The organism is Rothia sp. P6271, assembly GCF_048512995.1.
GTDB lineage: Bacteria > Actinomycetota > Actinomycetes > Actinomycetales > Micrococcaceae > Rothia.
In genome coordinates, this window is record NZ_JBLXXV010000002.1 from 285,923 (window position 1) to 302,423 (window position 16,501).

The 16,501-nt window shown below is 47.1% G+C and carries 11 protein-coding genes; 1 reads left to right on the plus strand and 10 read right to left on the minus strand.

Annotation, left to right across the window (positions count from 1 at the left end; translation table 11 throughout):
* Positions 1–11: 11 nt before the first annotated feature.
* The 7 genes from gap to uvrA all read right to left on the minus strand — a co-directional run bounded on the left by gap (position 12) and on the right by uvrA (position 10,234).
* Positions 12–1,016, minus strand: a complete 1,005-nt coding sequence (gap, locus tag ACN08X_RS03670) for a type I glyceraldehyde-3-phosphate dehydrogenase (RefSeq protein ID WP_419101770.1) — start codon at positions 1,014–1,016, stop codon at positions 12–14.
* Positions 1,017–1,398: 382 nt separating this feature from the next.
* The gene (whiA, locus tag ACN08X_RS03675; RefSeq protein ID WP_419101771.1) at positions 1,399–2,367 is read right to left on the minus strand and encodes a DNA-binding protein WhiA; all 969 of its coding nucleotides are present in this window, start codon (positions 2,365–2,367) and stop codon (positions 1,399–1,401) included.
* Between the two features lie 63 nt (positions 2,368–2,430).
* Positions 2,431–3,465 (minus strand): gluconeogenesis factor YvcK family protein, encoded by a 1,035-nt coding sequence (locus ACN08X_RS03680; protein WP_419101772.1) that lies wholly within the window; start codon positions 3,463–3,465, stop codon positions 2,431–2,433.
* 8 nt (positions 3,466–3,473) lie between these two features.
* Positions 3,474–4,373 carry an RNase adapter RapZ gene (gene rapZ, locus ACN08X_RS03685; RefSeq protein WP_419101773.1) on the minus strand — a complete coding sequence of 300 codons (900 nt, stop codon included), beginning with the start codon at positions 4,371–4,373 and terminating at the stop codon, positions 3,474–3,476.
* A 106-nt stretch (positions 4,374–4,479) separates the two neighbouring features.
* On the minus strand, positions 4,480–6,483 hold the full coding sequence (uvrC, locus tag ACN08X_RS03690) for an excinuclease ABC subunit UvrC (RefSeq protein WP_419107916.1): 2,004 nt from the start codon (positions 6,481–6,483) through the stop codon (positions 4,480–4,482).
* 24 nt (positions 6,484–6,507) lie between these two features.
* A complete protein-coding gene (locus ACN08X_RS03695; protein WP_419106072.1) occupies positions 6,508–7,194 on the minus strand; it encodes a lysophospholipid acyltransferase family protein in 687 nt (228 codons plus the stop codon).
* A 169-nt stretch (positions 7,195–7,363) separates the two neighbouring features.
* Entirely contained in the window at positions 7,364–10,234 is a 2,871-nt protein-coding gene (gene uvrA, locus ACN08X_RS03700; protein ID WP_419107917.1) for an excinuclease ABC subunit UvrA, read from the minus strand.
* A 228-nt stretch (positions 10,235–10,462) separates the two neighbouring features.
* Between uvrA and ACN08X_RS03705 the strand changes: the two genes are divergently transcribed.
* Positions 10,463–11,146, plus strand: coding sequence for an MBL fold metallo-hydrolase (locus ACN08X_RS03705; RefSeq protein ID WP_419101777.1), 684 nt, complete (start codon positions 10,463–10,465; stop codon positions 11,144–11,146).
* A gap of 99 nt (positions 11,147–11,245) precedes the next feature.
* Here ACN08X_RS03705 and ACN08X_RS03710 read toward each other — a convergent pair whose 3' ends face one another.
* From ACN08X_RS03710 to ACN08X_RS03720, 3 genes are all read right to left on the minus strand, one after another.
* A complete protein-coding gene (locus tag ACN08X_RS03710; RefSeq protein WP_419106074.1) occupies positions 11,246–12,955 on the minus strand; it encodes a formate--tetrahydrofolate ligase in 1,710 nt (569 codons plus the stop codon).
* 102 nt (positions 12,956–13,057) lie between these two features.
* Positions 13,058–14,803: an ABC transporter ATP-binding protein gene (locus ACN08X_RS03715; RefSeq protein WP_419107918.1), complete on the minus strand. Its 1,746-nt coding sequence runs from the start codon at positions 14,801–14,803 to the stop codon at positions 13,058–13,060.
* Positions 14,796–16,394, minus strand: a complete 1,599-nt coding sequence (locus ACN08X_RS03720; protein WP_419107919.1) for an ABC transporter transmembrane domain-containing protein — start codon at positions 16,392–16,394, stop codon at positions 14,796–14,798. The genes ACN08X_RS03715 and ACN08X_RS03720 overlap by 8 nt, the downstream gene beginning before the upstream one ends.
* Positions 16,395–16,501: the final 107 nt, after the last annotated feature.

Consider the following 16,501-nt stretch of genomic DNA (forward strand, 5'->3'; position numbering starts at 1 on the left):
GGCAGTCTAGATTAGAGAGCTGCTACGACTTTGTTGGTGAACATAACAAGGCGTGATACGTAACCGTATTCGTTGTCGTACCATGCGAAGACCTTAACCTGGTTACCAATAACCTTGGTCAAAGGTGCGTCGAATACGGTAGAGATAGGCTCACCTTCGATGTCCTTGGAGACGATGGGGTCTTCGTTGTACTTGATGATGCCTGCGAATTCGCTTTCAGCTGCTTCACGTACTGCTGCGTTAACTTCTTCAACGGTAACTTCTTTAGAAGCTTCGAAGGTCAAGTCAACAACAGAGCCGGTGGGGGTAGGAACGCGAACTGCCAAGCCGTCAAGTTTACCCTTGAGTTCAGGAAGAACGAGTCCAACTGCTGCTGCTGCACCGGTGGAGGTAGGTACCATGTTCAACGCTGCTGCACGTGCGCGACGAAGGTCGCGGTGAGGTGCATCGAGTAGGCGCTGGTCAGCGGTGTATGCGTGGATGGTGGTCATCAAGCCGCGTTCGATACCGAACTTGTCGTTGAGAACCTTTGCCATAGGTGCGAGGCAGTTGGTGGTGCAAGATGCGTTAGAGACGATGTGCATGGTCTCAGAATCGTAATCGCTGTCGTTAACACCCATGACGAAGGTGCCGTCGATGTTCTTACCGGGTGCAGAAAGAATAACCTTCTTTGCGCCAGCTTCGATGTGAGCTTTAGCTTTGGTGCCGTCGGTGAAAAGACCGGTGGATTCGAGAACAACGTCTACGCCGAGGTCTGCCCAAGGAAGATTTGCAGGCTCGCGCTCTGCAAGAATCTTGATTTCTTTGCCATCGACAACAAGGTTGCCGTCTTTGACCTGAACATCACTTTCGAAGGTGCCCATGATGGAATCGTACTTGAGCAGGTGTGCCAAAGTTTTTGCGTCAGTTAGGTCGTTAACTGCGACAATTTCGAATCCTGCGCCATCTTTTGCTGCTGCGCGGAAGAAGGTACGACCGATGCGGCCAAAGCCGTTAATTGCTACACGTACAGTCACTGGGAATCAAACTCCTCATTATTCAGTGAATTATTAGAGGACGGAAAGCGAAAGTCTCACTTTCTCGACCTTAGAACCTTACCTTATGTGGTTTAGCCCTAAAGTTCCTTGGGCTTCCGTCCGGTTCTATTAATATCTTACGACAAAATATGTGAGTTTGGGTGTGTTTCTGTAGTTTTATTTGGTGAATTTTTGGAAAACTCCGTTTTATCCCCAAAACAACTGTTGTTTTTCGTGCCTTTTACAGTTTTTATCCCTCAAAGAGGAATAGCAACATACACAATACACACACATCCCCACATTGATGTGTGTACCCATCCCACAAAAAACAATGGGCCTGAGGCAAAACCTCAGACCCATGAGCCCTGCTTATATCTACAGGCTACAAATCACCATGACCAGCATCTGTACCAGGAATTCCCAACTCAGAAGCACGCTTATCCGCCATAGCTAACAAACGACGAATACGACCAGCGATAGCGTCCTTGGTCATAGGCGGATCAGCCAAACGCCCTAATTCATCCAAAGACGCCTGCTTATGAGCAACACGCAACTCCCCCGCATATCGCAAATGCTCCGGAACCCTATCACCAAGAATCTCCAAAGCACGCTCCACACGAGCACCAGCCGCAACAGCAGCCTGAGCAGAACGACGCAAATTAGCATCATCAAAATTAGCCAAACGATTAGCCGTAGCTCGAACTTCTTTACGGGCACGACGTTCACGCCAACTATTCAACGTCTCATTAGCACCCATACGTTCCAACAACATGCCGATAGTCTCACCATCACGCACGACAACACGATCCACGCCACGCACCTCACGGGCCTTAGCAATAACGTCAAGACGCCGAGCAGCACCAACCAAAGCAAGAGCCGCCTCCGGACCAGGACACGTAAACTCTAACGCTGAAGAACGACCAGGCTCCGTCAAAGACCCATGTGCCAAAAACGCACCACGCATCACAGCCTCAGCATCAGCTAACGAACCGTTCACCACGGCAGGAGGCAAACCGCGCACAGGACGACCTCGACTATCTAAAAGACCAGTCTGACGAGCCAATGCTTCACCGCCACTAGTGACACGAACAATATAACGGCCACCTCGTCGTAAACCACCACCAGAGACCGACGTAATCTCAGACTCACGCCCATACATCTCAGCAATGTTATATTGCAAACGCAAAGCAGTAGATTCAAGATCCACCTCAGACTCAATCACAATCTTGCCCGACACCAAATGCAAACCACTGGTAAAACGCAAAATAGTTGAGACCTCAGCCTTACGAACCGAAGACTTCGTCGATTCATAGCGGGCAAGTTCTTCTTTAACCGAAGCCGTTAGTGCCATACGGCAATTCCTCCAAAAACATATAGATGCGATGTCACCTTCATAAACAATAGTGAAATACCGCTACGACAAATAAGTTCTAAACACTTCTTGATAGGCCGCTCCAAGCTTAAGCGGGTCGTGCACGTTTCTTTCCACACTATTACGCACAGATCTCCAAAAAACCTTACCGCCCAGCTCAACCGCGACCTTATTAAGCTCATCAGGTGAGCCCATACCGTCACAATCCGCTATCACCGCGTTAAGCCTAAATTCTGGAACGTATTTACGCAAAATACGAAGATGCTCAGAAGCACTCATTCCCAAAGTCTCCCGATCCTCCAGCTCAAGATTCATCACCACACAAATCTTCGCCTCAGTCTGCAATAACGCATCGCGAATCCCCGGCAATAATAGATGAGGAAGAACCGACGTAAACCAAGAACCAGGACCAAGAATCACCCAGTCAGCTTCAAGAATCGATTGAACAGACTCTTCACAAGCCTCAGCGCCTTCAGGAGTGAGCTTCACATTCTCAGCCCGAGCCACCTTAGCAACATTAACCTGACCGACAACATGATCGACCACTGGCACTCCAGCATCATCATAACGGACGTCATCGCCTTCAATCACCAACGGTTCACAAGACATCGGCAGAACCCGACCACGAGCATTCAGCAAAGCCCCAGCCCAGTCCAAACCAGCGACAGTGTCTTCAAGTAATTGCCACAAGGTCACAATCAACAGATTGCCTAAAGCATGATCTTCTAAACCACTCGAAGGATTCTGAACCGTCGAATGGAAACGACGCTGCATCACATCACGCCACGTCCGACCCCAATCAGTATCATCACATAAAGCGCTCAACGCCATACGCAAATCTCCTGGAGGTAACACCCCAAAATCTTGACGTAACCGACCAGAAGAACCACCGTCATCAGCAACCGTCACAATAGCCGTCAAATCAGAAGTCACGTGACGCAAAGCAGATAACGAGCCATACAACCCATGCCCGCCACCAAGAGCAGCAACTTTCACCGGACGATGACGACGAGAACGATCTTTAAAAGTTCTCAGATTCTCAGGTAACTTAATAGGAGCGGTAGGTAACTGATACATGCTCACTGTTATTCTCGCCCCATATCTCGATGTTGCAGATTCACATTCACATCAGGCAATTCACGGAGACGACGAGCAATCTCTGTAGAAACAGCAACAGAACGATGCTTACCACCGGTACAACCAATAGCAATCGTGGCGTAATGCTTACCCTCTTGACGATACCCCTTCAGAACAGGTTTCAGAGTCTTCATATAGTTCTCAAGAAACTCTATCGTTCCAGGGTTCTCCATCACATAGTCACGAACTGGAGCATCCTCACCAGTGTAAGGGCGCAATTCCGGAACCCAATGAGGATTCGGAATAAAACGCATATCTGCCATATAGTTCGCATCAGTCGGAGCACCATATTTGAATCCAAAGCTCATAACCGTCAGATTCAAAACACCAGGTTTGCTCGAAGAATACATCGAACGAATCACATGAGCGAGCTCATGCACGTTCTTTCCAGAAGTATCAATCACAGAATCAGCGGCTTCTTTCAACGCCTCAAAAATCTTACGCTCACGAGCAATACCATCAACAACACGCCCTTCACCCTGTAACGGATGAGGACGACGCTGAGACTCATATCGAGCGATAATATCCTCATCTTTAGCGTCAAGGAACAACATCCGGAAGTTCACATTAGACTTACGCAAGGTATCAATAGCACTCGGCAAATCATTAAACAACGCACGTGCCCGCACATCAATACCAATAGCAAGACGCGGCATCGCATCAGGGGCACGCATCACCAAATCAGCTAGAGCCTGCAACATCTGCGGTGGGATATTATCAACAACATACCAACCCTCATCTTCGAGGACATTGGCAGCGGTGCTTCGTCCAGCCCCAGAAATACCCGTTACGACGAGAATCTCAGGACGTTTTTCCCTCACTACTTCGAGGTTATGAGTATCAACCATAGCTTTGTCTCTTTCGTCAGCTCTGAGAACATCTCCAAAACTAAAATATGTATTAGTTTACACTGATGCTACTCCTAGCTACTACCGTACATGATGAAACTAAAACTTAGCTATCTAAAAGTTCTCCCGTAGACATATCAACACCCCTCGTATCAACATCAGACTCCCCAGCCTCAACCATAAAATACTCCATAATTTTTTGAGCCAAAGCAGGACCAACACCTGGCACCTGTTGAAGCTCCTGCAACGAAGCTTTTTTGACTTCTGCTAAAGACCCAAAATAATCCAATAATGCCTGACGCTTCTTCTCCCCCAGACCATCAATACCTGATAGTACAGAAGCCACCATCGCCTTGGCACGGCGAGAACGATGAAAAGTAATTGCAAAACGATGAGCCTCATCACGAATACGCTGAATCAAGAAAAGAGCCTGCGACGAACGAGGCAAAATAATCGGAAACTCATCATCTAAAACCCATATTTCTTCTAGTCTTTTAGCAATACCCGCAACATATACACCCTCAATATTCAAATCTGCTAGGGCACGTTCAGCTGCAGCCACCTGAGCGCTCGCACCATCCACTAACAACAAGTTAGGAGGATAAGAAAATTTCGGGGCCGATTGCTCTGCGCTCGCACCGTCAGGTGAAGAGAAACTTCTTACTCCTTCAGACTTTTCGTGTAGATATCTTTTAAAACGTCGCGTAATGACTTCATACATGCTGGCAACGTCATCACCAGCATTCTGTTCAGAAATTGTGAATTTACGGTATTGGTTCTTTTGAGGTAATCCATCTTCAAAGACCACCATTGACGCCACCGCATGAGCACCTTGTATATGAGAAATGTCATAGCATTCGATACGCAATAAAGGAACGTCCAATTCCAAAGCTTCTTGAAGCTCCACCAAAGACGCTGAACGAGTCGTCAAATCTCCAGCACGACGTAACTTATGAACAGCTAAAGACTGTTGTGCGTTTTCTTCAACGGTCTCTAACAGCTCACGGCGCTCTGCACGCGGAGAGCTCGTAATCCGCACCGATGAACCACGACATTGAGAAAGCCATTGCTCTAAACGGCTCTGATTCTCAGGAAGAACCGGAACAACAATATGAGGAGGAATCTCAAACTCATTTCGTTCTTGGTCATCATGCTCTCCTGATTCCCCCAACACATATTCTCCATAGACTTGCATCAAGAGCTTCTCTATTAAGGCAGCGTCCTCTTCTTCACCAGAGCGTTCAACAATCCACCCGCGCTGAGCACGGATCTTGCCCGCACGAACAAAAAATACTTGAATCGCAATCTCTAACTCATCACCTGCATAAGCAAAAAAATCGGCGTGAGTACTATCAGCAAGAACAACCGTATTCCGTTCAAAAACCTTCTCTAATGCTAGAAGGTCATCACGCAAACCAGCAGCTTTCTCAAAATCTAGTTCAGCGGCAGCCGCCTTCATCTGCTGTTTTAGCTCAGCTATAAACTTCTCAGAACCACCACTCATAAAACGGCATAGCTGCTGCGCTAATTCATAGTGCTCCTCTTCAGAGATACGACCAATACACGGCGCTGAGCACTTGTTGATATATCCCAGAAGACACGAACGTCCTGTTTTTTGAGCACGACGAAACACACCAGCAGAACAGGTACGCAATGGAAATACTTTTAGTAGAGTCTCCAAGGTCTCTCGGATAGCCCAAACCTGTGTATACGGACCGAAATATCGGACACCTTTCTTCTTCTCTCCGCGCATAATCTGCACACGAGGGAAAGCATCTTTCATCGTAATCGCAAGATACGGGTATGTTTTATCGTCACGAAAAACGATGTTATATCGTGGCTTATATTCTTTAATCCAGGTGTACTCTAATTGAAGTGAATCAATCTCATTCTTAACAACAGTCCACTCCACCGAAGCAGCAGCATGCACCATCGCATAAGTTTTAGGGCTTAACGCTGAGACCTGCTGAAAATACGAGTTCAGGCGATTGCGAAGGTTTTTAGCCTTTCCAACATAGATTACTCTGCCATGTTCATCACGAAAACGATAAACCCCCGGCGAGGTAGGTATCTGCCCCGATGCAGGACGATAACTTGCTGGATCTGCCACACGTAACCTTTCTCTACGATAGCCTTAAACTTTTCCTCCATCGCGAGACGCTGAAGGCGAAACGTTATAAACATTTTCTCGAGCTTGTCCCGAAAGCTGAGCAATTTCATCCATGATTTTATCGGTTGTTTCTCGACGCATCTTCCCACTCATTTTTTCACCAGTGCGAGGAAAATATAACGGTTTTCCCACACGCACAGTAAAACGTCGAGGATAAACCATCATCGAGCCCTGTTTCTGAAGGCGATCAGTACCAATTAGACCAATAGGGATAACCGGAGCACCTGTCATATGCGCTAACCATGCCACACCAATTTTTCCACGATATAAACGTCCGTCTAAAGAACGTGTACCTTCCGGATAAATACCAAATACGCGATCTTCTTCTAATACCTCTAAGGCGCGCTCTAAGGCTTTCATCGATTCTGAACGATCAGAACGATTCACCGGAATAATATCAATGACTTCAAATAGCTTCTTCATGATTTTCCCGCGTATCCCCGGAGTGTTAACGTATTCTGATTTTGCCAGAAACGCCACTCTCCGAGGCATGAGAGCTGAAATAATCACGGAGTCCAAAAAAGCTAAATGGTTAGAAGCCACAATCACAGGCCCACGCTCAGGAAAGTTCTCTAATCCTGTCACCCGTGCGCGAAATACAGTTCTTAAAAGAAAAGTAATGGTCTTTTGAGTGTTCTGATATAGTCGCATCAGCTTCCCTCCACGATGTTTAGAGATTTGTTATCAACATCCCAAGACATCATATTTTCCATAGTCAGTTAGAAGAATCATAGCAACCGTAAGCTCACCTTATGCGTACATAACGTAGCATGACCATTGAAAATCAATCTCAGATATTTTGGTAACACACCCGAGAAGGTCAGTTCAACAATTCTGCTAAGAAAGCGCCGGTATGAGAACCCTCAACCGTACTAATTTTTTCGGGAGTACCTTCTGCAATCACAGTTCCGCCACCGCTACCACCTTCAGGGCCCATATCAATCACCCAGTCAGCAGATTTAATAACGTCAAGATTATGCTCAATAGTGATGACAGAGTTTCCTTTATCAACAAGCCCCTGAAGTACATGTAGTAGCTTTCGGATGTCTTCAAAGTGCAGACCCGTTGTTGGCTCATCAAGAACATAGATAGAACGCCCATTAGAACGTTTCTGCAATTCAGATGCGAGTTTAACACGCTGAGCTTCTCCACCCGACAATGTTGTAGCAGGCTGCCCTAACCGAATATAGCCTAAGCCCACATCAACCAAAGTATTCAGATGGCGGGCAATGGGAGAAAAAGCGGCAAAGAATTCAGCAGCCTCTTCAACTGGCATTTCAAGAACGTCAGCGATACTCTTACCTTTGTACAAGACCGCTAAGGTCTCGCGATTATATCGTTTGCCGTGGCAGGTTTCGCACGGAACATACACATCTGGCAAGAAGTTCATCTCAATTTTAAGAGTTCCATCGCCAGAACAGTCCTCGCATCGTCCACCCTTGACGTTAAACGAAAAACGCCCCGGCAGATAACCACGCATTTTTGCTTCTTGAGTCTCAGCAAAAAGTTTACGAATATGGTCAAAAACCCCAGTATATGTTGCAGGGTTAGAACGAGGCGTACGACCAATGGGAGACTGATCCACGTGAATAATCTTATCGAGATGTTCAGAACCAACAATTTTTGTATGACGTCCAGGCACTTGCTTAGCTCCGTTAAGTTTCTGAGCTAATGCCGTGTAAAGAATGTCATTGACCAAGGTGGATTTACCTGAACCAGAAACACCCGTCACCGCGGTTAAAACACCGAGAGGGAACGAAACATCAATATTTTTTAGGTTGTTTTCGCGTGCTCCGCATACCTTGAGCATACGTTTTTTATCAATGGCACGACGATCCTTGGGAATATCAATGACACGACGCTTTGCCATATAGTCGCCAGTCAGCGATTTTGTATTGTTGAGCAGCTCCTCATAGGTTCCAGAATGAACGACTCGCCCACCATGTTCACCAGCACCAGGACCAACATCCACAATCCAGTCCGCTTCTTTCATGGTGTCTTCATCATGTTCTACCACGATGAGAGTGTTTCCCATGTCCCGCAATTTTGTTAACGTCTCAATTAAACGTCGATTATCTCTTTGGTGAAGCCCAATAGAAGGCTCATCTAACACATAAAGAACACCAACAAGGCCAGAGCCTATTTGAGTGGCCAGACGAATACGCTGTGCTTCACCGCCTGAGAGCGTAGACGCAGCACGCCCTAATGTCAGATAGTCTAGTCCCACATCAAGTAAGAACTGCAAACGCGCGTCAATCTCTTTGAGTACGAGGTCGGCGATGTGCGCTTCACGTTCGCTCAAAGAAAGTGAACGCATGAACTCAAGAGCCTCTCGTAGCGGCATCTCCGTAATATCGGCGATGGAAGCTCCGCCTACAGTGACCGCCAGTATCGTGTGGTTGAGACGTGCTCCCCCACAGGTAGAGCACGCAACGTTACGCATATATTGTTCGTAACGGTCTTTAGACCATTCAGATTCGGTTTCTTCGTGTTTACGTTTAATGTATGCGTAGACGCCTTCAAAACCAGAGGTATAGCGTCGTTCACGTCCAAACCGATTTCGATACGAGACAGTAACCTTATAATCTTTACCGTTAAGAATGCTCTGACGAATCTTTGCGGGAAGTTTATTCCATGGAGTATCAAGGCTGAAGTCAAGTTCCTGTGCAAGGCCTTCTAGCAAACGTATCCAGTATTCGGAGGTTGCTTTACCTTGTGACCACGGAGCAATTGCACCTTCACGAATCGTTGCTTGAGGATTAGGGATAATCAGGTCTTCATCGACTTCGAGAGTAAACCCAATACCGTCACAAGCAGAACACGCGCCAAATGGGGAGTTGAAGGAGAACACACGCGGTTCAATTTCTTCCATTTGCACAGGATGATTTTGAGGGCATGCTAAATGTTCGCTAAAACGTCGTGTACGTGTCGGTGAGTTTTCATCTTCATCGACAAAGTCAATGAGCACGTTTCCTTCGCTCAGTTTAAGAGCGGTTTCGATGGAGTCTGTGAGACGTTGTTGGATGCTGTCTTTAATGACGAGACGATCTACGACAACCTCAATAGTGTGTTTATATTGTTTAGCGAGTTTTGGTGGGTCAGAAAGTTGAATGTTCTCTCCGTCGACGCGAGCGCGAGAAAACCCTTGTGCAGAGAGTTCTAGGAAGAGGTCGACGAATTCTCCTTTACGTGCTGAGACGACGGGAGATAGCACTTGAAAACGGGTTTTCTCGGGTAGTGCCATGAGCTGATCGACGATTTGTTGAGGGCTCTGTTGTGAGATTTCTTCTCCACATTCGGGGCAATGCGGGTGTCCGATACGTGCCCAGAGAAGGCGCATATAGTCGTAGATTTCGGTGATAGTTCCGACGGTAGAGCGAGGGTTTTTTGAGGTAGATTTCTGGTCGATGGAAACTGCTGGCGAGAGGCCCTCAATAAAATCTACGTCAGGTTTATCTACTTGTCCGAGGAACATTCGTGCATAGGCTGAGAGGGATTCTACGTAGCGGCGTTGTCCTTCAGCGAAGATGGTATCGAACGCTAGTGAAGATTTTCCGGAGCCGGAGAGTCCGGTGAAAACGACCATGGAGTTTCTTGGTATAACGAGGTCTACATTTTTGAGGTTGTTTTCTCGTGCACCTTGAACGTGGATATGTTCTTGGTTTTGTTGATGTGCAGTTGTCTCTGCCATGGTGTTCCTCAGTCTTAAAACTATCTATGTATTCGAAGATATATTCTAAGTGTTTTCTGGTGCTTTGACTACTCTACGTTGCAAGAGGTGCAAAAGTTTGACGCATATAACTTCACTCATGGGGATTCTTTTTCGTCTAGGATGCTGGGGTTTTAGTTTGGAGCGGTTAGTGTCTTGGTCTGTCATAGAGCTTCTGGTAGAGCAAGTTTTCCAAGTAGACTACATACCATGACAGATTCTCTCGGTACTCTTCTTTTTTCGACTGATGATATAACGATTCGTTCGTTGTCCGTCTCGCAGATGGAAAATAATGTTTATCTACTCACCGATATTCGTAGTGGTGAGCAGGTCATGATTGATGCTGCAGCAGATGCTGAACGTCTATGTTCTTTTGCCCGTGACGTTGCATGCCATGATGTTTTAGATGGTGGCGGTTCGGCAAGGATTACGACTATTTTTACAACCCACGGGCATTGGGATCATATCCGCGCTTTAGAAGCTGTTGCTGAGAGCTCTGGTGCAAAAACGTATGCTGGGGCAGCAGATATTCAGGCTATTGAGTCCCAAGAAAATTATCGGGTACATCACGAGCTTCATGGTCAAGAGCGTTTTGAGTATTCTTCGTATCGTTTAGAAACCATTTCTTTAGTAGGTCATACCCCTGGTTCTATTGCATGTGTTCTCACGGCTGAGGGCCTTCCGACAGTTATTTTCTCTGGCGATTCTCTCTTCCCTGGTGGAGTCGGTAAAACAGATTCTCCAGAAGATTTTTGTTCTCTCTTCCATGATGTCACCACAAAATTATTTGATGTTTTTCCGGATGACACGGTGGTTCTTCCAGGTCATGGGAAGGGCACGACGTTAGGTCAGGAGCGTCCGTCTCTAGAGCAGTGGAAAGAGCGCGGCTGGTAGTCAAACACACTATGTTGTACATATAGCTGGTGGTGGAGAACCTTGCAAGAGGTTCTCCACCACCAGCTATATGTCGCGATAGGAGTACAGACTGTTGGTTTAGAACAGTCCAGTAATTTTTCCTTCTGCGTCAAAACCGATGCGCTCAGCTGCTGGAGATTTAGCTAGCCCGGGCATGGTGCGCATGGTGCCACAAATGGCGTAAACGTATCCGGCCCCCGCTGCCAGACGCACTTCGCGTACGGGCATAGTCCAACCTGTAGGTGCGCCTTTGAGTTTGGGGTCAGAAGATATTGAAAGGTGTGTTTTGGCGATAACAACCGGAAGTTTCCCGTAACCAAGCTCTTCAAAACGACGTAATTGTTTTCGAGCAGATGCACTCAGCTCAATATCGTCTGCGCCATATACGTTGACAGCAACTTTTTGAATCTTTTCAGCGAGGGAGTCGTTGTCATTGTAGGTGTAGGTGAGCTCATGCGATTCTTCACATGCTTGAACGACTGCTTCTGCAAGTTCTACAGTCCCTCGTCCACCTTCAGCAACGCCACGATGGATAGCAACACGGGCACCTGATTCTTCGGCGATACGCGCAATCACCTCATGCTCTGAAGGGTAATCACTAGGGAAAGCGTTGATGGCAACGACAGGTTGTACTCCGAAGCTGCGAACGATATCTAAATGTTTTTTGAGGTTTGCTGCGCCAGCTTCTACATCGTGTGGGTTCTCTTCCAGAAGCTCTGGTGGAAGAGGTTTGCCCGGTGTGATGGTGTATCGTCCAGAATGAGATTTGAGTGAACGTACAGTCACAACAAGAACTGCTGCATCAGGTTTAAGACCTGATACACGGCATTTGACGTTGAAGAAGCGTTCTGCTCCCATATCTGCACCGAAGCCAGCTTCTGTAATCACGTAATCCGCGTGTTCAAGCCCAACATAGTCGGCAAGGATTGAGGAGTTTCCTGTGGCGATATTACCAAAGGGGCCTGCGTGAATCAGTGCGGGAGTATGTTCAAGGGTTTGCATGAGGTTGGGGTGTATCGCGTCAGAAAGAATAACGGCGAGCGCACCGTCTGCTTTGAGGTCTTTGGCGGTAACGGGCTCACCTTCATGAGTGTATCCGATGACGATACGGCCAAGGCGTTCTTGGAGGTCCTGCTGAGATTTTGCGAGAGAAAGAATCACCATGATTTCGCTGGCGGAAGTAATATCGAAGCCGGTTTCTCGAGGGACTCCGTCCATTCTCTCGCCAAGCCCGATGACGACGTTGCGTAAGGAGCGGTCGTTGATGTCAAGAACTCGACGCCATGAGATACTTCGGGAGTCGATGCCTAGCTCATTGCCGTGATGCAGGTGGTTATCAATCATGGCTGCGAGCATGTTATGTGCGGCTGTTACCGCATGGAAATCTCCGGTGAGGTGAAGGTTTAGCTTTTCCATGGGGACAATCTGAGAGTATCCGCCACCGGCTGCGCCTCCTTTGATACCGAACGTAGGTCCCATGGAGGGCTGTCGTAGGGTGAGCATTGCACTCTTACCAATCTGTCCCATTCCTTGAGCTAGTGAGACAGAGGTTGCGGTTTTCCCTTCACCAAGTGGGGTCGGTGTTACGGCAGTAACAACAATATATTTGGAATTGCGGGCTTGTGCGGTGTGCGCATTAGTTGTTTCGTCTAGAAGAACTTTTGCTACGTACTTTCCATAATTTTCGAGGCGGTCTTCGTTGATGCCTGCTTGTTGAGCAATCTCGTTAATTGGTTTGAGGGTTGCTTGCTGTGCGATTTCTAGGTCGCTAGGAAATGGTTGTGCCATGAGGTGTTCCTTCTCTGTTGAGAGTTTTTCTCGTCTCCTATCTTATGTTGAACATGACCTAAAACACTATGGTTCGTGAAGAACTTTTTGGCGTTGTACCGTTCAAGCTTGACGCAAAATCTCTTCGGTCTCACCTATGTCGGCGATACTGCCGTTTTCTAAAAGCACTGCCCGTTGGGCAAGGCTCGTAATACGTGCATCGTGGCTAATAATGATAACCGTTCGGTCTTTAAAGATAGCGTTCAGGCTCTGACGTGCTTGTTCTAGCTCTAAGGCAGTTGTTGATTCGTCCAAAATCACAGCATGTGGATTAGCTAAAACGATACGAGCTAAAGCAATATGCTGTATCTGCTGTTCGCTGAGGGTTACCGCGTTGTCGGCGGAGTGCTCTCCCCCAACTCGGGTGTGTAATCCGTCATTGAAGTGGTGAATCCATGAGGCACCAACAGCTTCAAGGGCGTGATACATTTCAGCCTCTGACGCTTGAGTACAGACCATATTAAGGTTTTCTGCAATAGTTCCAAGGAACAGGTGAGCTTCTTGGGTGCAAATTAGTAGTCGGGGGCGACCGTCTGCGGCCGGTGTGGTGGGGTATCGCCCGTCGCCTACTCGTTCGCCCAGAACAGCAATCTGCCCGGAAGATGCTGTCAACGACCCAGCGATTAGCCGTGCGAGAGTTGTTTTACCAGAACCAGAACGTCCAATGAGAGCTAAAGACTGTCTTTCAGGGATGTCTAGGTCAATATGGTGAATCACATGGTTATCAGGAGTGTAACCATAGCTCATCTGTTCAATATGTACCGTAGCTGTGTGAGGTACTGTTTCAGAGTATTTTTGGTGATTCTGTTGGCGACGATGTTGCTGTTGTGAGCATAGGTCAATCACCCCGCAAATACGCCCCATACTTACGGTCATTTCACGCATTCTGGTAATCCAAAAAGTCATGATTTCGACGTTGATTCGTAAAGAGAACATCAAAATTGCGGCGGTAGATACTTCACCCCAAGTAGCCCAACCCTGCTGCACACAATAGTATCCCCACAGCATGGTGAGCAATAGCGGAAGATAGTTGTTGAAGGCGTTTACCGCCCAGAACGTGGCACGCACTTGCACAAGACGGTAGGTGTCGTCATAAAAAGCGTCAATACGCTGGTCAAGTATTGTTTGACGATGTTGGCTTACACCTAAAGAGCGGATAGTCTGTGCACCTCGAACGTTTTCTGTCATGACGGTAGTCAGTTCTGAAGATCGTCCGGCAATGTTCAGCATTCCCTGAGCAATTTTGGGCAGAAAAAACCTCAAACTTATTGCGAGAAAGCATAGCATCGGGATGGTCACCATACCTAACGGCACAGATAACACAAGAATAGAGCCACAAAAAATAAAGATACGAATAATGGTGGCGGTGAGTTCTGGAATACCGCTGGTAATGATATCTCGAATAGCTTCTAAATCGTTGGTGATACGGGATACGAGGTCTCCGCTTCCGGCGTCTTCAATAGTTTGAGCGTCGAGGCTCATCGACGATTCAACCAGTTGGACACCTAAATCTTGGTGAACTCGTGTACCAATAATTTGACTTTGATAGAGCCATTGACGCGTCAACCATGCTGATATCACAACAGAGATAGCGATATATGCCAAAGATTGCCAGGGGTAGGTGCGCAGTTCCTGATTAAGTACGGCATCAACCAGTTTTCCGATATACCAAGGTGTTATGAGAGTAGCTAGCGAGGAAAGAGTAAACAGTATAAAAATCCAGGATACGCGTTGAGGTGTCGCAAAAATTGATCGAGCAACGATTTTCCATGTTGTTTGTGCCGGAGCAATGGGAAGAAGTTTAGCCATCGATCATGCTTTCTTGAAGGATTCTACGTTTTTCTGTTTCAACAGTAGTACTGACAATATAAACGCCGTGAAGATGTTCCAGAAGGCCATCTTCACAACATTCTTCTTCTAACCGGTCGAGGATGAAACGTTGGCTCGGCTCGTCCACGGAGTTAATGGGTTCGCAAAGAACCAGATGTGTTTTATTCTGTGCCAAAGCGCGAGCTAACCCTAGTCGTTGACGTTGTCCTCCTGAAAGATTAGTGCCTTCAGAGTTAATCAGACATTGAGCATAATCTCCGGTTCGTTGTGGGTCTAGCCGATGAACAATTTCTTGAGCATCGCTGAGTTCGAGGAGCTGGCTCATACGTTCTTGAGTCATTTCTTCTGTTTGCCCCAATTGCAGATGTTCTTCTAGCGTTCCTGCAAAAATCATCGGTTGAGAGCGAGAGAGAAGAACGTTATGCGCCCCGTAGCGTTGTTGCAGTTCTTGAGTGAGAACGTCAGCAAGGTGTTCGGCACTGAGCTGATATTTTTTCGGGTTGAGGTAATGAACTCTTCCTGAAGATAGGTTACTCTCATAGTTTTGGGTCGCAGGCTTATCCCCATTATGGTGAAATGTTTTTTGAGTGCGTTCTTTAAGTTCTTCGATGCGGGAAAGTGAGACGCGAGCTTGACGCCACATGTACAAGAAAAATTCCATTGACCATACAGGTGAAACCATCATCGAGATGATTCCGGTGACGGTCACTAACTGTTCAGCAGGAATAGTGGTTACCCAGTGTGCATCGATAATTTCTCCACGAAGTGCCAGAGCAACAGCCACCATGGTCGTCATGCCAATCAGGAAGACTCGGCTAAAAGCACTCCAACTTTGCAAACGTTGATAGGAAAGCTGCGAATGACGGACTTCTACAGCGGTTTGACGGTATCGGCTCATCATTGTTTGCTGTACCCCAAGTCCGACAATAGTTCTTAGCGCACTTGAAATATCAGAAGCGTAGGAGGTGTTCACACCAACTTTTTCACGAGCATAGGCGGCACGTTTTTCAAGAAAACGAGAGATAACGGTAATAGTGACGAGTGTTAGCAGCACACCAGCGCAAGAGACCACCGCGATAAGAGGGTTAATGAGCCACAATTGAACGGCACCTAATACGATGATGCTTAGTCCGCTCATCGCCGTCATAAGAGGCTGATAAAGGTAGGCAACCGTTTTGGTGTCTTTGTTGACGACCGTAATAATATTCCCTGGGTCTGAAGTGTTTTTAAGGTGAGGAATATAGGAGCAAGCGTACCGTTTCCAGTCTCGGTCTAAGGCCGCAATATTTCTAAAGGCCGTGCCCCAACCAATATATTCGTTGGCGATCAAGAGTACGATTAGGATGCTCAAACCGGTGGTGAGTTTCCAAGCCCATGAGCTGTCCCCTTGAGCGTGGGCGCTGATGATATTCCCGATAAAGGCTGGAAGAAAAATTGTTGCTATCCCAGCAAGTGTTTCACTGACGAAAGGTAAATACCAGCGAAATGAGTTGTAGCGAACCTCCGGAGGACGAAGACGAAACGACACCTGCGTCGACGGACGGTTCTGTTGCTGCTCAGAAGATGCCACTAGAGGTTATCAACTTTCTCAAAAAAGAAGGACCGATGATTCACGTACATATGAAGTAGAACTATCATAAGGTGCTCTATGCCAAAAGAAGAAAGTTATTGTTCTTT